Here is a 21,409-nt window from a genome sequence, read left to right as displayed (position 1 = left end):
GCGGACAGCCCAGCCTTTATTTATTTTGACAGATACTCTTTCTGCATCTTGCCCAAATCATTTGCCCAGGCATTGCAAACGTCTGCAGCCTGTTTTTCACCATGTAAAACTGCCTGGAAATCTGCAGTAATGTTAGTTTTTGCGTACTCATTATAGCCATCCAGCCAAAACGGGAATTCGGCAAATTTAACGCCCTCTTCTGCAAATGTTGCATAAACCTGATAGTAAGGATTTTCCTTATACCAGTCCTGTTCATAAATACCTTTATTGACCGGAACTCTTCCCTCTGTTACATCTGCATAACCTGCACCAACTGCTGAAGCAAGATATTCCACAAACAAAGTGGCTTCTTCCGGATGCTTTGTTGCTTTAAACGCTGCAGCTCCCATAAAAGATGGCGCTTTACAAACTGCAATTCCGTCCTTTCCTGCCAGAGGCTTAACAACCATTACATTCTCAGCCCCTAAGTTCTTTTCATTTTCTGCTACAGAGGAGGAATTGTGCATCATATACTGAGCTGTACCAGAACCAAATTCTGCTACCATTTCTTTAAATCCATTGGAAATTGCATCAACAGAAACAAGACCATCTTTGTAGAGGCTTGCATATACATCAAGACCTTCTGCAATTTTTGGATTGTTTAAATTACAGGTTCCGTCTTCCTGAAAGAAAGAGGTAACGCCTGCATAGGACATCAGGAACATAAATAAGTTTTCCGCTGATCCGGCACCACCGCGAAGAGTGAAATAATATTCCCCTTTGCTCTTATCCGCATATTTTTTACTATATTCCACCAGCTGGTCTATGGTTTGTGCCGGCTCAATTCCATGCTCCTCATGCCATTTCTTGTTATACCAGGAAGTTTCCTGAGTCATGCCATAACCCAGCATATATAACTTGCCATCTCCGGAAAGGAAGCGGGCAGAATCAAGAATCTCCGGAAGCATCTGATCTTTCTCCTCCCACTGGTTAAACGACTCTTCCAGATCCAGCAGTGCATCCTGTGCCACCAGTGCGTTAAGATCCTTGTTGGAAATGGTACAAACGTCTGGTGTTTCTCCGGTTACAATGGCGGTGTTATATTTGGTCATATAAGAATCCGCTGCAAGTCCCGTATACTCCACTGTAATCCATGGATATTTCTCTTCAAAATCTTTAATAATTACATCAAACATCGGGTTTGAGGTTGTATTTCCATCCCTGTGCCAGAATGTCAGGGTAACAGGAGCCTGATCTCCGCCTGCGCTCTTAGTTGTTTCTGCTGCAGTGCTTTCTCCCTCTTTCTTTCCTGCTTCCCCGCTGCTCTCAGTCTGTTCCTTTGCAGGGGCTGTCTCCTCCTTTTTACCTGCACATCCGGTAAGTCCCACAATCATACTTAGTGCTAAAATAGCTGCTACTGCCTTTCTCATAAGTTCCTCCTTAAAATTATATTAACCTTTAACGGCACCGGCTGATAAACCGGAAACCAGGTATTTCTGAATATAAGCAAACAATAAAATTACAGGGATCAGCGCCATGACACAGCCTGCTGCCAGACTACCATACGCCACTGAAAACTCACCCTTCATAAGCTTCAATCCAATGGGAAGTGTAAAATACCGTTCGCTGCTTAAAAAGCAAAATGCATATACGTACTCATTCCAGGAGCTTACAAAGGCAAATGCGCCTGCTGCCACCAGTCCGGGAGCGATGGTTGGTACTACAATTCTCGTAATTGCCCCCAAAACAGAACATCCGTCAATTTGAGCTGCCTCTTCCAGAGCAGGGGATACACCAGCAACGAATCCGCTGATCATAATCATGCAAAACGGAATCCGGACTGTGGTATAGGTTAAAATAAGGGAATAGGGTGAATTCACAATCCCCATATTTTTAAAGATTTCAAACAGTGGAATCATTAAGACCACACCGGGAAACATCTGTGAAACAAGTAATATCAGATATGTAAGTTTCTTTCCTTTATATGGATATCTGGCAATGGCATAGCCTCCGAAGAGGGAAACCACCGTACACACCACGGTACTGATTACTGTTACCATTACACTGTTCCAGAAGTAAATATCAAATCCCATGTTATTCCAGATATATTTATAATTATCAAATGTAATTGGGCTGGGCCAATACTTTAAGGGCAGCTTCATTATCTGATTCTCAGGCTTTAGGGAAGTTACAATTGTCCAGTACAGCGGAAAAATGGTAATGATAAACAGGACAACCAACGGTATATTAACAGTAAAAATCCGGATTAATCTTTTCTTTGTCTTATTGCTCATAATGATTATAAGTCTCCCTCCTTGCCAAATCCTCCTGCCGCAACGTAGACACCGGCAAATACTGCCAGAATCAGCGCCATTACTGCTGCCATAGTGCTGGAATATCCGATATCCAGACCTTCATTGAACTTTGTCATAAGGTAATGGGGCAGTGTCATGGTAGAATTGTTGGGTCCGCCATCTGTCATACCAGCAATAATATCAACAATGTTAAACGTCCAGATCGTACGGAGAAGCGTGGTTAAAATCAGTGTATTTTTTATCAAAGGCAGTGTAATTCTCCAGAACTGATAAATATTATTGGCACCATCCACATCTGCTGCTTCATAATAGTCCCCAGGTATGGATTGAAGGGCGGCCAGAAAGGATACTGCAAAAAACGGAATTCCTCTCCAGGTTGTTGTAAAGATCAGGGTTCCTCTTGCAAGACTGCCTGTGGAAAACCAGGAGATCCGTTCATGAATCAGGCCGGATTTCATCAGTAAATCGTTGATCACACCGGTTTGTCCGGTAAACATATAGCTGAATATTAATGCTACCAGCATTCCACCGAATGCCCATGGTGAAAAAACGATCATACGGTAAAACTTCCGTCCCTTAAATTCTGTATTCATAAGAAGTGCTACCAGAAGCCCCAGAATACACTGGAAGAATACGTTAAAAAAGGTCCAGATTACTGTATTGTTTAATGACTTATAAAACAGCGGATCAGAAAACAGCTTAACGTAATTATCCAGTCCTACGAAGCCATAATCTTTTGGTCTGGTTAAGATATAATGATGAAAGCTGTTATAGAATGTTTTAAAAATAGGGTAAAACATAAAAATGACAATGACTGATATTGAGGGCAGTACCATCAGATACGGTATGGTACGTATATTAATAAACCTCTTTTCTTTTTTTTGCTGCATGTTCTCCTTCCCTTCCCCATCGTGCTTGTAAGATATGTAAATTATATAAACATAAAAAAGAACGCACCATTGCCATATTGACTAATAAATGCGTTCTTCTCTCATCGTAATGGACATACATTTCATTTTATTGCGATTTTATTTCTAATTTAGTTCTTGTATTTCAAGTATGTCTTTCATATTGAAAACTTTTAGTCTGTGATCCCATATTTTTTCATTTTTCGCCATAGCGTAGTCGGGCTGATTCCCAGCTCCTTTGCGGTTGCATTACGGTTTCCGGAGTTTTTTAACAAGGTATTTCTCAAAAGGATTTCATAGGCATCCATGGATTCTTCTTTGACTGCCAGGTTTCCCTCTTCAAAAACTTCATCCGGGTACATTTCCTGCAAAAGGTCTTCCACGATATGTTTTTTGATGGTACGCTTCTCAATGGTAAGCACCATTCGTTCAATAAATCGTTCAATCTGCAGCGCACTTCCGCACCAGTTATACGTTTTTAGATATTCCATGGCTTCATCGGTTAAAACCTGAAATCTGGAATACCGCTGGGTATATCGTTTTAAATAAAGGTTTACAAAGTTCACCACATCCTCCCTTCTCTCAGAAAGGGGCGGCAGCCTTAAAACCAGGCCGGAAAAAATATAGTAGAAGGTAAATGTAACCGTATCGTTTTTTCTCATTTGTAAAAGGGATTCTGTGGAAGTAACAATTAACCTTACATCCAACAGCTTTATTTCTCCGTTCCCCAGCTGTACTCCTGTATTTTCCCTGATAAACCGGCACAAGGCTGACTGTGTGCTGGCTGCGGCAAATCCGATCCCTGTAATAACCAGGGTTCCTCCGTTGGCCTTTTCAAGTGCACCAATAACCCTCTGGCTGTTCCGTCTTTCGTCCCCGCTACCAAATAACAGCTCCATCTGCCTTTCCTGAGACAGCCCTACCATACTGACCATCACATAAGGACCATTCTTACGGAGACTGTAATTATGAATTCCCTGACAAAGGCTTTCCCTGTCATCTCCAGTCTGTCCTTCTATCATCAGCGGCGTGTTGGACTGGGAATAGAGCTTTGCCTGCTCAATGAGCCTGGACATCTTCTCAGAGGTATAGCAGATATCTCCAAAGTTTCGGTAAGCTACAAATCCGCCTCTGCGTTCCGCCTCCTGAATGGCATAATCAATTTCATCATTCCGGCTTATTTTCTTTAATGATAAATAGGCACCGGTGATCTGATCATCAACCATAATGGGGGATAAAATCATAACCATAGCCCGTCCATTTACATTGAGAAATGAAGAAAAGCTTTCTCTTGGACTGTTGAGTACCTGATGAATCAGATCCGTATTAATGTCCTTAATAATATCTTTTACATTATTACCAAGTACCTCTTCCTGGCCTTTATTTAATATACCTTCCGTAATCCGGTTCATCATTACTATCGTCCCGGTACTGTCAATTTGAATCAGTCCATTAAACATGCTGTCTAAAAGAGAATTCACTTTGGATTCATTGCGGCGTTTTATCTCATTGTTAGAGAAAAGAGTCTCTGCCTGGCTGATGGCAATCCTGACGGATTCCTCTGTGGATTCCACCGGCAGGACAGGAATATTCAAATATCCAAATTGCCTGAGGATATCCTGAGCACCGATCAGCATATCCGCCCCCCATGTCTCCACTTCTTTGAACATACTTTCTTTTTCCTCTATGGAGGTGTAATAAAAAGTTTTAATTTTTGCATGAAATAAAGTTTCAAAATGGACTGTATCGCAAAACATGCTCTTCAATCCGATAATTCCAATGACAGGGCATGTATCCTGTATCATTTCCTTGGCTTTTAATATTGCAAGCCCAATCTCCTGTGCAGTCCAGACGATATCCACAACCGGAATATCCACTGTATAGCGGATTCTCTCAGCCTGAGTCCCCCTGGCAACAATCACACTGGCTCCCATTTTAACTGCTTCTTTCGCATCTGCCTCAACATTCTCGTTTAATGTTCTTTTACAGATAATCACATTGGAATGGTCTTTACAAAGCTCACCTGCAATCTGTAAAAGCTCAATATTGGGCAATAACATCGCTATCCCCGGCATTTTGTCTCCTCCCTGTGTTGTTCCCCCCAGAATATTATAAGTATCATACCATGCCCTGCAGCCGTAAACAAATAAAATAACAGACTTTCCCGTTATTAAAATTTTATACTCATGTCCCTTGTCATACCTCCTCCCATTATGTTAAAATAAAACCGTTGCGCTTATATAAGTTCAAAATTGGTTGAACGTTTCTACCAACTACCTCAATAGTTGACTATAAGGGTTAGAAGGAAAAAGGAGTGATGTTCATGAAGGAAGCTTCAAAAAATTACGATGTGATCATCATCGGTGCAGGCCCTTCCGGTATTTTCTGCGCTTATGAACTGATCGATAAAAAACCGGATTTAAAGATCCTGATGATTGAAAAGGGCCGTCCGATTGAAAAACGTACCTGCCCCAAACGTACAACCAAAGTATGTGTAGGCTGCAAACCATGCTCCATCACCACTGGCTTTGCAGGTGCAGGAGCATTTTCAGACGGTAAATTATCCTTATCTCCTGACGTAGGAGGTAATCTTCCTGAAATACTGGGATATGATAAAACCGTGGAACTGTTAAAAGAATCTGATAATATTTATTTAAAATTCGGCGCAGATACCAATGTATACGGTGTTGATAAGCAAAAGGAGATCCAGGAGATCCGCCGCAAAGCCATAAACGCCAATTTAAAACTAATTGAATGCCCCATCCGCCATCTGGGTACGGAGGAAGGCTATAAAATCTACACCCGTCTTCAGGAACATTTACTGGAACAGGGTGTGGAGATGGAATTTAATACCATGGTTAAAGACATCATTATCGAGGATAATCAGGCTAAGGGAATTATCACAGATAAGGATGAGATCTATGAGGCCCCTGAGATCGTTTCTGCCATCGGCCGCGAGGGATCTGACTGGTTCAGCCATATCTGCGGAAATCATGGAATTGAGACAAAGGTGGGAACTGTTGATATCGGAGTTCGTGTTGAAGTCAGAGATGAAGTAATGGAATTTTTAAATAAGAATCTCTATGAAGCGAAGCTTGTTTATTACACTCCAACCTTTGATGATAAGGTACGTACTTTCTGTACCAATCCTTCCGGAGAGGTAGCCACAGAATATTACGAGAACGGACTGGCAGTTGTCAATGGACACGCATACAAGTCCCAGGAATACAAAACCAATAACACCAATTTTGCAATCCTGGTATCCAAGAACTTTACCAAGCCATTTAAAACACCGATTGAATACGGAAAACATATCTCACAGTTAAGCAACATGCTGTGTGACGGCAGGATTCTGGTACAGACCTTTGGAGATTTCCAGAGAGGAAGACGTACCACAGAAGAGCGCTTATGCCGCAACAATATTATTCCAACCTTAAAGGATGCGGTTCCAGGCGATTTATCCCTGGTATTCCCTCACAGAATTATGGTTGATATTAAGGAAATGCTGCTTGCCCTTGATAAGGTTACACCTGGTATCGCAAGCGACGAGACGCTTCTTTATGGTGTGGAAGTTAAATTCTACTCCAATAAAGTGGTTGTTAACAGTGATTTCGAAACCAGCGTGCTGGGGCTGCGCGCCATCGGAGATGGTGCTTCCGTGACACGGGGGCTTCAGCAGGCCTCTGCCAATGGTATCAGCGTTGCCAGAAGTATTTTAAGTAAGTTAAATTAAAGTGCAAAAAGGGGGGATACAATACTAACGTAAGTTGGTTTTGTATCCCCCCCCTTTTTTATCTTTCGTAATATGAATCAATGTTAAACATTATTAATTTTTCTTTTTATCTCCCTCACCAACTCAGGTACTCTAACCTTATTGCGTTGTTCCCTTGTTTTTCGATTACCTGTTCTTTCATTTCTTGCCACTCTTAACCCTCCTTAAAAATGTCAATACTCTTTAAGGAGGGAATTGCGCCATACTTACCAATCAGATAATTCTTTTCGTAACTCTCATCCTTTCTGATTCTGGTCCCATCTTCATTTACAAAATCCGCGAGTGAATATAAGGTGGATATTCCTTCATGACTTTTTTCAGTAAACCAAATTTCATCTCGTCTAAGCAATTGATTTGATAACTGCCAGGTATCATGTGTTGTAAATACCAACTGTGCATGATTTACATTTATCTGCGGATTTAAAAATGTAAGAATGAAATTTCTTACCAGTAGTGGGTGTAACCGTGCGTTTAATTCATCTATAAAGAATATGCTTCCTTTATTGATTACTTCCTGTATCTCTGGATATAAAGCAAACATTTTTAAAGTTCCTGCTGATTCCAAATACAATGGAATCTCTGCCATTTCATCCGAGTCTATCTTTTTATGAAGTGCATTAATTTTATATTTACCTTCTTTTGAGTCTCCCTCTGCCGAAATCTTTTCAACACGAAAGTCTTTAATGTTTTCATCAAAAGATGCAAAAAATTCAACTACTCTCTTTTGTACGTTTTTATCTTCTACGAATTCTTTTGGCAATCTTTTCGACATAAAAAAATTGGTAATCACATCTCCAAAATCAGCAAATTGATTTGCAAAAAACCAATCACGAATTGCTTTACATTTTGCAATCTTTAATTTGGCTCCCAAGGACACAATCAGAACCTGTTTTTCTAAAGCAACTTCTATATTCTCTCTGCTATTCTTTGGAATACCAATAAGATCCAAAGTATCCTCTGAACGATAAAATACAGGGCTATATTTTCTGGCTGTTTTTGCTTTTACATTTAACCATTCTTCTGTAATACCTACTTTACCAATGCAGAACCCATAGTTATATGATTTTTCCGTTTTATCACCAGGTATTGTAAAATAGACTTCAAAGCTGGATTCTACATTTTCTGAATTACTGTCAAGCAAAAATGGGGTGGGTCTATACTCTGTAAATTTTTCTTCTTCGTCACCGTACTTAAATGATTCTACTATATATTCTGTCATGTATTCAAATGCATTGTAGACATTTGACTTACCACTTGCATTTGCACCATAAATTGCTGCAACAGGAAGAATTTTTTCACTGCCAATGCAAACAACACGTTCTGAAAACTCAGTCATTTTGGCTGCTGAAAGGTCTAATGTAGCTTCGTCTCTGAAGGATTTATAATTTTTAAAATTAAACTGTATTAACATGATATTTACCTCACCTTCTTTTCTACCTTTTATTATACCCGGTTTTTATATATAATCAACATTAAAGTGTGATATTATCTCATTTAAATGTATATTGTTTTGTTTAAAAAAAAGGAGCATTGCCTCTGATATGAAATCATAGAGATTTCACATCATTTCGCAATACTCCCTTTTATTATTCTGAAAGTTTTAGATAAGTCCAAGCTTTTTCATCGCATAAGCCACTCCGTCATCTTCCACATTCTTTGTATAGAAGGTGGCATACGGCTCCAGCTCCACGCTGTGGTGTCCCATTAAGATACAGTTCTTTGCATATTCAAACATAGATAAATCATTGGTGCTGTCACCGAATACGTATGTATCGGAAAGTTCCACTCCATAATGCCTGATTACTTCCTCGATGGCAGTCGCCTTAGAATGTCCTGCCGGAACACATTCGTAAAATCCGCCGCCCCGGTTAATAATATCAAAATCCAGTCCCAGTTCTCTGGCAAAGCCCTTCATATCACTTTGTTCATCTTCCATAACGCAGAATTTATCAAAGTCATAACCGTCGTCATCCCAGCTGAGCGGAGAACAGTTTCCCTCCGAAGCTACATGCTCCTTCATGATTCTGACCTTTTCGATTCGTGATTCCTCTTTATTAAAATAGCAGCTTTCTGATCCCTCTAAGATCCCGTCAAGACCGTATTTCACAATCATTTTCTTAATTTTAATGCCCGTTTCATGAGGAATTGAGGCAGAATAAATCACGTCATTCCCAGCCACAATCCGTGTCCCGCAGCCGCAGCAATAGCCGTCTACCTCCAGGAGAGACCGAATGGGCCCGGTGAGGCAGTAGGTGCGTCCGGAATTAATAAATACCAGATGCCCTGCCTCTCTCGCCCGCTCAATGGCCTGCTTTGCGCTTTCCGGCACATTCCGGTTAATTTCCGAAAACAGAGTACCGTCAATATCAAAAAACAGGGCTTTTCTCTTTCCTGTCATCGGTCACCTCGAAAACAGATGGTACCGGTGGCTTCATCCATACTTTCTACAATCGCAAGTGATTCTACCCGGATTCCTTCTGAACGAAGGTGGTCTCCGCCGGGCTGAAATCCCTTCTCAATGACAATACCTGCGCCTACCAGCTCAGCACCGGAATCTTTTACAATCGCTGCAAGTCCCTCCAGTGCTTTGCCGTTGGCTAAGAAATCATCTATGAGCAGAACCTTGTCGCCTGCACCTATGAACTCCCTGGATACCATTACATCATAGGTTCTTCCATGGGTGAAGGATTCTACCTGAGTGGTATAAACGTCTCCGGCGATATTCTTCGTCTTGGATTTCTTGGCAAATACGACTGGAACATCAAAATACTGAGCTACAATACAGGCGATACCGATACCGGAGGCCTCAATGGTCAGGATTTTGTTCACTTCTTCATCTGCAAATCGTCTCTTAAACTCTTTTCCGATCTCCACGAACAGCTTAATATCCATCTGGTGATTTAAAAAGCTGTCTACTTTCAGTACGTCACCGGACTTAATCTTTCCGTCCTTCCGTATTCTATCCTTTAAAAGCTGCATAAAGGTTCCCCCTATGGTATGTGATTTATTGGGTAATCTTAGCGTTTTCCTTTAAGAAATCCAGTACTTTATTGCTGATGATATAATCATCTACTTCATACTGTCCTGCTGCCTGGATCATGCTGTCTACACTTTCGTAGCCCATCTTCTGTGCTACATCTGTGCGGTCATCATCACTCACTGTGATTCCCTCTTTTTCAGCAATGGCATTTAATACCAGTCTCTGCTTTACGATTCCCTCAGCCTGAGTTTTCACTGTGTTTCTGAAGTCTTCTTCCTTCATTCCGGTAAAAGCTGTAATAAAGGACGCAAAATCCATGCCATAGGCGGCTGCCTGATTGGTATATCTTGCTACTACGTTCTCAACATTGGCATCAATGGCTTCCTGATTAGCCTCAACTGTGGAGTTTGCTAAAACTGCATCGTAAATATTGCTCTTTACAGTCTGATCAGCCTGATCATTCTTATTCTGGAGAAGAGTGGTTTTCTTATCTTCCTTATATTCGTCAACTGTTTTAAACTTTGTATTCTCCTGAACAAATGCATCGTTTAATTCAGGGGTCTGCTTTTCTTTAATTGTATTAACGGTTACTTCGAATACAACAGGTTTACCTGCCAGATCCTTGTTGGTATATTCCTGAGGGAAAGTGAGGTCTAAAGAGAGCTTGTCTCCTTTTTTAGCGCCGATGATACCCTCTTCAAATCCAGGAATAAACTGATTGGCTCCGATGGTTAAATCATAGCCCTGAGCAGTGCCGCCGTCAAATGCTGTACCATCTTTCTTTCCAACAAAATCGATGTTTACAACGTCACCGGACTGTACAGCACGATCTACTTCAACGTCTTTTTCATGAGCTGCCAGATCACTCTGGATTGCCTGCTGTACTTCTTCATCGGTCACTTCTACAGTGTCTCTTTTTACTTCTATGCCTTTGTAATTTCCCAGTGTAATGGTTCCGTTATCCACTTTTGATAAATCTACAGAGGGAACAGTTTCCTGTGCAGAGGATTCGGTAGCTTCTGTTGTTTCAGGTGCTGCTGTTGTCGTCTCAGCTGCCGGTTTTTTAGAACAACCGGTCATAATTGCGGCGGCAACAAGACCGCACATACATACATTTAAAAATTTTCTCATAATACAATCCTTTTTCCTTCTAAAATTATATAACATATTCGTACCGCTTCCTGTCAGTTATACCATATCAGGCACAGTAAAAAAAGCACTTTCCGGAAATTAACAAAAATTTCAAAATTCCGTTATTATTTGTAAAATGCCTTGAATGCCTTATATGTATTATAAACATCCAATTTGGAAGAAAGCTCGAATGGGGAATGCATGGAAAGGATGGGCACTCCTAAATCCACTACATCAACATCCATGGCAGCTACATACTTGGCTATGGTTCCGCCGCCGCCCTGGTCAACTGCTCCCAATTCACCGATCTGCCAGTATACGCCTTCCTTCTCCATCATGGCAATCACCTTAGCCATAAGCTCTGCGCTGGCATCATTGGATCCTGCTTTTCCCCTGACACCGGTGTACTTTGTCAGAACACAGCCTTTATTCAGATAGCAGGCATTGCGCTCTTCGTAAACAGAAGCAAAGGTAGGATCATAAGCCGCATTCACGTCAGATGATAAACACATGGAGTTGCGCAGAACCGATCTGACATTTGCATGAGCCACTTCTGCCAGATCCTCAATAAAATGAAGAACAAAATGGGAGTTTAATCCGGTATTTCCGTCAGAACCCACCTCTTCTTTGTCAGCCAGTATGGTAAGTGTGGTGTATTCCGGTTTCACTGCATCGATTTCCGCCATAAGAGCGGTATAAGCACATACCCGGTCATCCTGTCCATATGCACCGATGATGCTTCGATCCAGACCTACATCGCTGGCTTTCTGTGCCGGTACCATCTCGATCTCAGCCCGTAAGAAATCTGCTTCTGTAATACCAAAACGGTCGTTTAATAGCTTGAGAGCCATCAGTTTTACCGGCTCTTTGATTTCAGCATCGTCATTAAAAGGCAGGGATCCGATTACTACATTCAGTTCTTCTCCCTTCAGTCCGTCTCTTAACTTTCTCTCATTCTGGTCTGCTGCCAGATGGGGAAGTAAATCTGTAATGCAAAAGACTGGATCTCCTTCTTTTTCACCGATGTTGACTTCGATGATTTCTCCGCTCTTCTTAATAATTACACCATGCATGGATAATGGAGTAGTGGCCCACTGGTATTTGCGGATTCCGCCGTAATAGTGAGTTTTAAAGTAGGCGAGATCGTTTTTCTCGTAAACAGGATTGGGTTTTAGATCAAGTCTGGGGGAATCAATATGGGCACCGTTAATGCGGATTCCTTTCTCAAGCCCCTGTGTTCCAAAGGTGGTGGCAAGAATTGCCTTTCCTCTGTTCACCTGGTATACCTTGTCTCCCGGGCGGTAGCTCTTTGATGAGTCGAACGGGACATAGCCCTGCATCTCCAGCATGGCAACGGCCTCTCTTACACATTCACGCTCTGTCTTACCGTTATCAAGGAATCTTTTATATCCCTGGCAAAACATCTCTGCCTCTTCTGTCTGTTCCGGCGCTTCTTTTCCAATATGGGGAAATTTAAATGTCAATTCATCCTGAAGCTTTTGTCCAATTGTTTTATCCATGGTAAATAATCCTCCGTTGTTATTAGGGCTTAGCCCTGTTAATGAGTCATTGACGGACAAATTGTCTCACTGTCTAATACCAGCGTAAACGGTCCGTCGTTTAATAATGATACTTTCATATCTGCACCAAAGCTGCCGGTTTGCACCCTTCTTACGTAATTGGCAAAACGGGAAGCTGTGTATTCATAAAGATGGTTCGCCAGCTGGGGAGAGCCTGCTTTATCAAAGCTGGGCCGGTTTCCTTTTTTGCAGTCTGCGTAAAGTGTAAACTGACTCACTACCAGAATCTCTCCATCCACCTGAGATAAGGATAGATTCGTCTTCCCGTTTTCATCAGCGAAAACTCTGAGTTTGCAAATTTTGTCCACCATCTTATCCGCAATCTCTTCTGTATCGGTATCCGAAACTCCTAACAGAAGAAGAAAGCCTTTCCCTATTGAGCCGGTTTCCTGTCCATCTACGGTGACTGCAGCATGGGCGACCCGCTGTAAAACAATCCTCATATGTGCTCTCCTGTCTATTTTAATACCAGCTGCAGATATTCCAGCAGACTTTCAGTAGCAGCTTCCCGGTAAATGATCTCCCGCGCAAGAATCGGGTAATCTGTAATAATGTTATCCACTCCCAGCATCTTCATGCGTTCCATCTCACTTTTCCCGTTTACAGTCCATGCATGAACTGCCTTACCTTTTTCATGGGCAGCCTCCACCAGCCGTTCATTGATGAAGCTGGAGCGAAGGCTGATAAAATCGATGGAATCACTGGAATAAAAATCCCCATACGCCGCAGAAATAATATATCCGGTCCGGATCTGGGGATCCGCCTTTTTGATTCTGACCAGATAGGAGAACCGGGTAGATGTGACCACGCACTGCTCTTCCATCTGATATTCTTCAATCAGCTGCATCACTTTATCGGGCAGGTTACTGTCCTCCCCCATGTTTTTAATCTCAATATTTAAATTGATCTTCCCTTTGCAGTATTCCATGACTTCCTTTAAAGTCGGGATACGTTCCTCTTTATATTCATCGGAAAACCAGGAACCTACATCTAACTTCATCAGATCGTCAAAATCATAAGAGCCTATGCTGCGGTTCACACCGGCTACCCGGTTTAGTGTATAATCATGCCCCAGCACCACAATCCCGTCCCGTGTTTCCTGGACATCTATCTCTGCATAATCGGCCAGATCATTCACTGCCTTATGAAGGGCTGCCATGGTATTCTCCGGTGCTTCATTGGAACTGCCGCGGTGAGCCGTAATCTGTATCTCACTCAGCATATCTCCGGTGATAACCGAACCGTTTCTCAATACATAGAAGAGGGACATCAGGCAAAGCGCCGATGCTGCTGCCATAATAATGCCTGCTGTCTTCCGGTTTCCAAAAGGCTTGCCCTCATAACCGATGGCTGCCGCCTTTCTGGTAATCCTGCTGTTAAAGCGGAAATACTGAACACTGACTGCCCCGTATTTGCCTACAGCCAGAAGCATACTGGAAATGAATATAAGCACCAGTTCGATCCAGTCACAGGCTGCCGGCAGTACAGCAAGTGCCAGACGGTTATCTGTAAATAAGGTGACTGCAATGGCAGTAATCAGCACACAGAATCCGTAAAGCATCCAGAGTGCAAGAATGGCAAGCCCGTAGTAACAGAACATCAGAGGAAGAACCTCAAATATTCTTCGTCTCAAAAGCCACCAGCTTTTTAAATAGCCGTCCCGAAACCGCTTTTGTTCCACCATACAGGCATGAAACGTATAAAGTCCCGGAAGCACAATGAGCAGAAGTATCAGGATCACTGCTGCCAGAACCATGCGGCCCAATGGCTGTCTCAGGATTTCAGTAGTAACGAAATTAATGGGTTTTACATGGGTAAATACCCGGTAAATCAGATATACATTGGTTATAAAGTAATCTGCCAGAACCAGAAGTCCCAGCTGCCAGTTTTTCCGGCGAATCTCATCCAGAAGTTTTGATAAGCCTCCTGCCAGAATCTGCCACAAATTCAGCTTTCTGAAATAAAAAGCCCCCTGATACAATGTAATCAGACAGCCCGCTTCCAAAAGCAGCACTATGATTCCAAGAATCAGAAGAACTGCAATGGTCACTGCTGTCCATGGCTTTATCAGAAATAAACCGATGTTTGACACAGTTAAATAGCTGTAATCTGCCATTTTAAGCGCAAACTTCAGACCTGCATTCAGTGCAAGCAGATACAGAGGAGTTGTGATCAGACGAAACAGCAGCGTGAAGATAAAACCATTCCTCTGATTATATTTGAGAATCTTAAATGTGTCTTTTGTTAATGTGCCCATAGAACAACCTTCTTTTTATGAAGTTAAAAAACAGCCTTAAGCGAGTGGAATCGTCAAGGCTGTACCCTTTTTTCATCATTCTTCCTCTGCTTTGCTGTCCCCGCCGTCCGGTATGGGCTTTTGTGCTTCACTCAATTCCAGAATGGCCTGATTCAAAGAAAACATCTTCTTATCAAGCATATTCACCACATCTGCACATGCTTTTAACTCCTGCTGCAGATATGCCGGCGCATTGCCTTCAAACTTGTAGTAAATCTTATGCTCCAGACTTGCCCAGAAATCCATGGCAACCGTTCTGATCTGAACCTCCACTTTGGTGTCAACCGGCCCGTCTGTGAGATAGATGGGGATGGTCACTACCATGTGGTAGCTCTTATATCCATTGGGTTTTGGATTCTCAATATAATCCTTTACATAAAGGACTGTTACATCACTTTGCTTTGTTATCATCTCCGCAATCTGATAAATATCTGAAGTAAACGAGCAGATAATCCGTATTCCTGCAATATCGTTTAACTTTTCCACCATATTATCGATGGTCACATCGTATCCGTACCGTTTTAATTTTTTAACAATACTGTCCGGTGTCTTAAGCCTTGACTTGATGTGCTCAATGGGGTTGTAATTATAGATATGCACAAACTCATTGTTGAGTATCTCTATTTTTGTATTAATTTCCCTTAATGCTGAGTCATACAAAAATATGACGGATTTCCACTGGTCAACCTGATCAAATGATTTGGGAATATTCATTCCACATTCCCCCTCTCCCTGGTAACCTGTCTGGGTCAGTGAGACAGGGGCAGCCCAATAGACAGCCCCTGCTACTTCTTTTACAGTATACCATAGAAACCCGATATTTTATATTGTTTTTCCCCAGTTTCTAAAATTTTAATCCTTTTAAAAGACCGGAGAGTCCGGTAAAGGCACTTCCTTCTTCTTTGTAATCAAAAATCTCTTCTGCCTCTTCTTCATCAGCCTCCACCGCTTTCATGCTTAAACTGATCTTATTATCTGCAGTTGAGATGATTTTAACCTTCACAGTCTGTCCTTCTTTTAAAACTGCTCCCGGATGTTTGATTCTCTGATTGCTGATCTGGGAAATGTGAAGAAGACCGGAAAGACCGTTTTCCAGATTAATAAATGCACCGTAATCCTTTATGGTATCAACCGTTCCTTCCATCACCGCTCCAGCCTGGCATTTGGCAATTTTCCTGCTGGTTTCTTCTTTTTGTTTTAACAATGCAGGTTCTTTTCCAGACAGAACCAGCTTGCGGTTTTCTTCATCGGCAGTAATAACAGTAACATCGATGGTCTTCCCGCTGAATTCTTCCAGATTTTCCACATATTCCGCAGCCAGCTTGGACGCCGGGATAAATCCGCGGATTCCTTCCAGGTGAACCACAACTCCGCCTTTTACAACCTCAGCAACCTTCACCTTTATGATGGTGCGTTCTTCCATCATGGTCTTTAACTTCTCCCATGCTGCCTGATCGTTTTGAAGCTTTCTGGAAAGGAGAATATTTCCTTCCCCATCATCGGTTTTAATCACAGTTGCAGTGATTTCATCTCCCATATGAATTTCCAGAAGTGGGTTGTATTCAGGATCACTGCTTAAATCTTCCTTGTTTATAATTCCTTCTGCATAATATTTTAAATCCAGAAAGACCTGGTCTTCGGTGACACGGATTACTGTTCCTGTAATTGTATCGCCTTCTCTGACCCGTTTAAAGGATGCCTCCAGCTCTGCAGCGTAGTCATCCATGGTCTCCACATGCTCCTCTAAAACGGCGTCTGTCTTCATCTCTTCTTCCATAACAATTCCTCCATTCATAAAATACCTTATTTCAGGCATAATCTAAGTATATATTTAACACATCCCGCCCGATATTTCTATAGTTTTATCAGGAAAAATATGTTATATTTTAAGAAATATACATACCTGCCGGAATCAGATGATCCGGCTTTGTAATAGAAAGGACAAACATGATGAAAGACATAATGGACCTGCATACACATACCGTGGCCAGCGGACACGCATACAGCACCTTGTATGAAATGGTAAGATCGGCCTCTGAAAAAGGGCTGGCTCTCATGGGTTCCACCGACCACGCACCAAAAATGCCAGGAACATGCAACGAATTTTATTTTATTAATTTTAAAGTGATCCCGCGAACGCTCTTTGGAATTCATATTCTTATGGGAGCAGAGCTAAATATACTGGATTATACCGGCCGGATCGACTTAAGAGAAGGCATTCTTCAAAATCTTGATTACACCATTGCAAGCATACACGAACCCTGTTATAAAAACGGAACAATGGCACAGAATACCAGTGCCTGTGTGGGTGCCATGGAAAACCCATATGTGAAAATTATCGGTCACCCGGATGACAGCCGTTTTCCAATCGATTACGATACCCTGGTTGCCGCTGCGGCAAAAAACCATACCCTTTTGGAAGTCAACTCCAGTTCTCTCCACCCATTAAGTCCACGAAAGAATGCAAGGGAAAACTATATGGTAATGCTGGATCTATGCCGCCGCTACGGAGCATCCGTTATTATAAACAGTGATGCCCACATTGAGGCTGACGTAGGAAATCACGCCCGCGCATTGGAGCTTCTTGAGGAGATTTCATTTCCGGAGGAGCTGGTTGTAAACAGTTCCATTGACCGGCTGCTCCCTTATATTCCCAAGCTGGAGGCTTATTTATGATTAACTTCCTGAACCTGGAATATTTTCTGGCTGTTGCGGAAGAATTAAATATTACAAGGGCCGCCAAGCGGCTTTATATTTCCCAGCAGTCTTTAAGCAACCATATTTCCAATATGGAGAAAGAATTTGATGTTCAGCTCTTTAACCGCACCATGCCCCTGACACTGACCTATGCAGGCCGCGCCTTAAAGATCCGTGCCAAAGAACTCCTGGATTTAAAGGATGAAACATACCGGCAGCTGGCAGATATTAAGGATTTCACCATTGGTCAGCTCTCCATTGGTGTATCTCATACCAGAGGACGCTTTCTTCTCCCCGTTATTCTTCCCGCTTTTCAGGAGAAGTTTCCCAATATTGAACTTCATCTGGTAGAGGGGAATTCGTTTGAATTAAGCAATGCTCTGATCCATGGAGAGATCGATCTTATGATTGACCTTCTTCCATTTAAAGCTGAGAATGTAGAAACAGTACCCATCTGCGAGGAGGAAATTCTTCTTGTTGTTCCGGATCAGATATTAGACCGCTATTTTGCAGGCAGACAGGAATCAGTCAAAAAGGAACTGGAATCCAATGCAGATGTTACCCTGTTAAAGGATTGTCCCTATCTGCTCATTAATAAAGGAAACCGGGTACGCACCATAGCCGATGAGATATTTGAGGAAGCACAGCTTACCCCCAATATTCTTCTGGAGACAGAAAATATTGAAACAGTTCTCGCCCTGGCTTCCAAAGGAATGGGTATTACCTTTTATCCTAAGATGTTTATGTCCGGAAACCAGGATGGCTCCGGTTCCGTTATGAAAAAAACCGGATTAAATTACTTTTCATTAAATTACATGCGAAGCCATGGCATCCTCGCTTTTGGATGCCACAAGGGCAGATACCTGTCCCAGGCTACAGAAGAATTTATCCGCATTGCCAGGGAAAATATATAGATTTTAACTGCAGATTGACAAACGGAGCATAATCCTATATTATTAAATAGTAACGATTATTACTATAATTATTATTTATAGAAAGGGAGCGGCCATGAAAACATTAAAGTACAGCCGTCAACGGGAATCTATTAAGACCTGCTTAATGGCGAGACACGATCACCCCACTGCCGACGCCTTATACACATCGATTCGCGAAGAATTTCCCAATATCAGCCTTGGTACCGTTTATCGGAATTTAAACCTTCTGGTGGAACTGGGAGAAATTCAGAAGCTGACCTGTGGAGACGGTGCCGACCACTTTGATGCGGATACATCACCGCATTATCATTTCGTATGCAGGAATTGCGGGCAGGTGTATGATTTGCCTATGGAACCCATGGACAGTATTAATCAACTGGCTCAAAAACATGCGGAGGGCCAGATAGACAGTCACAAGATTTATTTTTACGGTACTTGTAATGATTGTTTGGAAAATAATTGAGAAATTCTCTTGACATAAGACAAATCTTGTGGTAACTTAATATCAGTAATCATTATTGTTATTGATTGCCAACATATAACAAAAATAAAAATTAAAATAAAAGGAGACATGAGATCATGAAAAAATGGGTTTGTACAGTATGCGGTTATGTTCACGAAGGAGACACAGCTCCGGAATTCTGTCCAGTATGTAAAGCTGGTTCTGAGAAATTTAAGTTACAGGACGGAGATATGTCCTGGGCCTGCGAGCATGAGATTGGTGTAGCTCAGGGTTCTCCAGAAGATATCATGAAGGATTTAAGAGCAAACTTTGAAGGGGAATGTACTGAAGTAGGTATGTACCTTGCTATGTCCAGAGCTGCTCACAGAGAAGGCTATCCTGAAATCGGCTTATATTATGAAAAAGCTGCTTTCGAAGAGGCTGAGCATGCTTCCAAGTTTGCTGAATTATTAGGTGAATGTGTAACCTCCAGCACAAAGAAAAATCTGGAATTAAGAGTAGTAGCTGAAAATGGTGCAACAGCAGGCAAATTTGATCTTGCAAAACGTGCAAAAGCATTAAACTTAGATGCAATCCATGATACCGTACATGAGATGGCAAAAGATGAAGCACGTCACGGAAAAGCATTCAAGGGCTTACTGGAAAGATACTTCGGCTAATCCATTTTCAAAAGGAGGGTTTTACGATGTCTAAATATGCGGGTACAAAAACAGAACAGAACTTAAAAGATGCATTTGCAGGCGAATCCATGGCAAGAAACAAGTATACATTCTACGCGTCTGCTGCTAAAAAAGCCGGTTATGAGCAGATGGCTGCTTTATATCTGGAAACTGCTGACCAGGAGAAAGAACATGCCAAGATGTGGTTTAAAGAACTCCATGGCATTGGCACTCCGGCAGAAAACCTTGCAGACGCTGCAGAGGGTGAAAACTATGAGTGGACCGATATGTATAAAAGAATGGCAGAAGAAGCCAGAGCAGAAGGATTCACTGAACTTGCACTGAAGTTTGAATTCGTGGGCAAGGTAGAGGCAGCTCACGAAAAGAGATATTTAAAACTGCTGGATAGCCTGAAAAATGATAAAACCTTTAAGGGAGATGCTCCCCTTGGCTGGAAATGCCGCAACTGCGGTTATATCCATGAAGGTGTGGATGCTCCTGAGATTTGTCCGGTATGTGCTCATCCAAAGGCCTATTTTGAAAGAAAATCTGAAAATTACTAAAGCACTGCCATAAACTCTCCGTTATGGCAGGAACGGGGCAAAAGCCAAATGAATTTCATTCGTTTGACTTCTGCCCCGTTTTTTATTTCTACTCATCTATAGCTTTCTCGTCCACTGCTTTTCTGGCAAGCTCTTCATAAAACTTTGCCTGAGTCACATCTCCGGCTTGTTCATAACATCTTGCCAGTTTAAGAAGAGGGAGTTCTCTGGAATAACGAATATTCAGTTCACATTCTGTTTCATAAGCGGCATTATAAAACCAGATGACAGCCTCATTAAAATCTCCTGCCTCCATAAAATACTCCCCAACGTCATAGCAGACCTCTGAGCTCGCCTTGCCACAGGCAACATTTTTTAAGGCATTTTTTAAGATCTGGGTTCCATCCTTTTTAATCCGTCCGCATCTGGTCAGAACGCACTGAATGATTTTTAACTCTTCTTCTGCCCTGTCCTCTGACAGCAACCCGTTAAAATAATCTTCCGCTTCCAGAAAATCCTGGTCTTCTCCGGAAATAAACAGTTCTCTGGCGTACATGGAACGAAGCTTTTTAGAAAGAGGAACCCCTTTTCTGATCAGCTTGCTAAATATATCAAAATCCCGTTTGGAATGATTTCCTTCGGGCATATGTATGATTTCAATATCACTGTCAAATATAACAGGTTCTAAACGAATGGTTTCATGAACGGGGTCCATCCACTCAAACCTGCGGGTTCTTTTAAATAATTTGGGCCGGTACTCGCAGTCAAAGTTATAGGTTGTATTAAACTGAAGCTGATTGGTGTATTTCATCTGTACAATCTCTATTTCAGGCAGGATACACTGTTTTAAATCCATAAACCGTTTTCTGTTTTCTTCGTCAATGACCTCATCGGCATCTGCGGTGTAGATATAGTCCATCCCGGCTTTTTCAAAGGAAAAATTTCTTGCGGCTGCAAAATCATCCACCCAGGTAAAATCATAGATTTTGCAGCCGAACTGTGCTCCAATCTCTTTGGTTGCGTCTGTGGATCCGGTATCCACAAGAATTATCTCATCAGCCAGATCCTTCAGACTTGAAAGACAGCGGGCCAATACATTTTCTTCATTCTTTACAATCAGACATGCGCTGACAGTAATCATCGTCTTTGTAC

20 protein-coding genes and 1 riboswitch are annotated in these 21,409 nt (G+C 42.0%); of the genes, 6 read left to right on the top strand and 14 right to left on the bottom strand.

What is annotated here, in order from left to right; all coding sequences use genetic code 11:
- Positions 1-20 precede the first annotated feature (20 nt).
- The 4 genes from BXY41_RS00605 to BXY41_RS00590 form a co-directional block, all read right to left on the bottom strand.
- Positions 21-1,409, bottom strand: coding sequence for an ABC transporter substrate-binding protein (locus tag BXY41_RS00605; protein WP_104433519.1), 1,389 nt, complete (start codon positions 1,407-1,409; stop codon positions 21-23).
- Positions 1,410-1,430: 21 nt separating this feature from the next.
- On the bottom strand, positions 1,431-2,273 hold the full coding sequence (locus BXY41_RS00600; protein WP_104433517.1) for a carbohydrate ABC transporter permease: 843 nt from the start codon (positions 2,271-2,273) through the stop codon (positions 1,431-1,433).
- A gap of 5 nt (positions 2,274-2,278) precedes the next feature.
- Complete coding sequence (locus BXY41_RS00595; protein ID WP_242980001.1) at positions 2,279-3,184, bottom strand: carbohydrate ABC transporter permease; 906 nt, start codon at positions 3,182-3,184, stop codon at positions 2,279-2,281.
- 191 nt (positions 3,185-3,375) lie between these two features.
- A complete protein-coding gene (locus BXY41_RS00590; protein ID WP_104433515.1) occupies positions 3,376-5,277 on the bottom strand; it encodes a sigma 54-interacting transcriptional regulator in 1,902 nt (633 codons plus the stop codon).
- Between the two features lie 141 nt (positions 5,278-5,418).
- A riboswitch (purine riboswitch) is annotated at positions 5,419-5,514 on the top strand.
- 11 nt (positions 5,515-5,525) lie between these two features.
- Here BXY41_RS00590 and BXY41_RS00585 point away from each other — a divergent pair.
- Positions 5,526-6,935, top strand: coding sequence for an NAD(P)/FAD-dependent oxidoreductase (locus tag BXY41_RS00585; protein ID WP_104433513.1), 1,410 nt, complete (start codon positions 5,526-5,528; stop codon positions 6,933-6,935).
- Positions 6,936-7,128: 193 nt separating this feature from the next.
- On the opposite strand, the gene BXY41_RS00580 is transcribed toward BXY41_RS00585, so the two are convergent.
- From BXY41_RS00580 to BXY41_RS00540, 9 genes are all read right to left on the bottom strand, one after another.
- Positions 7,129-8,385, bottom strand: coding sequence for an AAA family ATPase (locus BXY41_RS00580; protein WP_104433511.1), 1,257 nt, complete (start codon positions 8,383-8,385; stop codon positions 7,129-7,131).
- A gap of 189 nt (positions 8,386-8,574) precedes the next feature.
- Positions 8,575-9,372 (bottom strand): HAD family hydrolase, encoded by a 798-nt coding sequence (locus BXY41_RS00575; protein WP_104433509.1) that lies wholly within the window; start codon positions 9,370-9,372, stop codon positions 8,575-8,577.
- Positions 9,369-9,953 (bottom strand): xanthine phosphoribosyltransferase, encoded by a 585-nt coding sequence (locus BXY41_RS00570; protein WP_104433507.1) that lies wholly within the window; start codon positions 9,951-9,953, stop codon positions 9,369-9,371. The genes BXY41_RS00575 and BXY41_RS00570 overlap by 4 nt, the downstream gene beginning before the upstream one ends.
- A gap of 25 nt (positions 9,954-9,978) precedes the next feature.
- Positions 9,979-11,085 (bottom strand): trigger factor, encoded by a 1,107-nt coding sequence (gene tig / locus BXY41_RS00565; protein ID WP_104434583.1) that lies wholly within the window; start codon positions 11,083-11,085, stop codon positions 9,979-9,981.
- A 125-nt stretch (positions 11,086-11,210) separates the two neighbouring features.
- Positions 11,211-12,605 (bottom strand): aminopeptidase, encoded by a 1,395-nt coding sequence (locus BXY41_RS00560; protein ID WP_104433505.1) that lies wholly within the window; start codon positions 12,603-12,605, stop codon positions 11,211-11,213.
- A gap of 38 nt (positions 12,606-12,643) precedes the next feature.
- Positions 12,644-13,108, bottom strand: a complete 465-nt coding sequence (dtd, locus tag BXY41_RS00555; protein WP_104433503.1) for a D-aminoacyl-tRNA deacylase — start codon at positions 13,106-13,108, stop codon at positions 12,644-12,646.
- 14 nt (positions 13,109-13,122) lie between these two features.
- Positions 13,123-14,922, bottom strand: a complete 1,800-nt coding sequence (locus BXY41_RS00550; RefSeq protein ID WP_104433501.1) for a glycerophosphodiester phosphodiesterase — start codon at positions 14,920-14,922, stop codon at positions 13,123-13,125.
- A 75-nt stretch (positions 14,923-14,997) separates the two neighbouring features.
- Complete coding sequence (locus BXY41_RS00545; RefSeq protein WP_104433499.1) at positions 14,998-15,675, bottom strand: GTP pyrophosphokinase; 678 nt, start codon at positions 15,673-15,675, stop codon at positions 14,998-15,000.
- 130 nt (positions 15,676-15,805) lie between these two features.
- Positions 15,806-16,738 (bottom strand): S1 RNA-binding domain-containing protein, encoded by a 933-nt coding sequence (locus BXY41_RS00540; protein WP_104433497.1) that lies wholly within the window; start codon positions 16,736-16,738, stop codon positions 15,806-15,808.
- 173 nt (positions 16,739-16,911) lie between these two features.
- On the opposite strand from BXY41_RS00540, the gene BXY41_RS00535 reads away from it, so the two are divergent.
- The 5 genes from BXY41_RS00535 (at position 16,912) to rbr (ending at position 20,278) form a co-directional block, all read left to right on the top strand.
- Positions 16,912-17,637: a phosphatase gene (locus tag BXY41_RS00535; RefSeq protein ID WP_104433495.1), complete on the top strand. Its 726-nt coding sequence runs from the start codon at positions 16,912-16,914 to the stop codon at positions 17,635-17,637.
- Positions 17,634-18,572 (top strand): LysR family transcriptional regulator, encoded by a 939-nt coding sequence (locus BXY41_RS00530; RefSeq protein ID WP_104433493.1) that lies wholly within the window; start codon positions 17,634-17,636, stop codon positions 18,570-18,572. The genes BXY41_RS00535 and BXY41_RS00530 overlap by 4 nt, the downstream gene beginning before the upstream one ends.
- A gap of 94 nt (positions 18,573-18,666) precedes the next feature.
- Positions 18,667-19,056 (top strand): Fur family transcriptional regulator, encoded by a 390-nt coding sequence (locus tag BXY41_RS00525; protein WP_104433491.1) that lies wholly within the window; start codon positions 18,667-18,669, stop codon positions 19,054-19,056.
- 116 nt (positions 19,057-19,172) lie between these two features.
- Positions 19,173-19,715 carry an NADH peroxidase gene (locus BXY41_RS00520; RefSeq protein WP_104433489.1) on the top strand — a complete coding sequence of 181 codons (543 nt, stop codon included), beginning with the start codon at positions 19,173-19,175 and terminating at the stop codon, positions 19,713-19,715.
- Positions 19,716-19,741: 26 nt separating this feature from the next.
- On the top strand, positions 19,742-20,278 hold the full coding sequence (gene rbr / locus BXY41_RS00515) for a rubrerythrin (protein WP_104433487.1): 537 nt from the start codon (positions 19,742-19,744) through the stop codon (positions 20,276-20,278).
- Positions 20,279-20,366: 88 nt separating this feature from the next.
- Here the strand turns inward: rbr and BXY41_RS00510 are convergent, their stop codons facing one another.
- On the bottom strand, positions 20,367-21,398 hold the full coding sequence (locus BXY41_RS00510; protein WP_104433485.1) for a glycosyltransferase family 2 protein: 1,032 nt from the start codon (positions 21,396-21,398) through the stop codon (positions 20,367-20,369).
- Positions 21,399-21,409 lie beyond the last annotated feature (11 nt).

The organism is Lacrimispora xylanisolvens (assembly GCF_002934545.1).
GTDB lineage: Bacteria > Bacillota > Clostridia > Lachnospirales > Lachnospiraceae > Lacrimispora > Lacrimispora xylanisolvens.
This window is presented reverse-complemented; position numbering and strand designations above follow the sequence as displayed.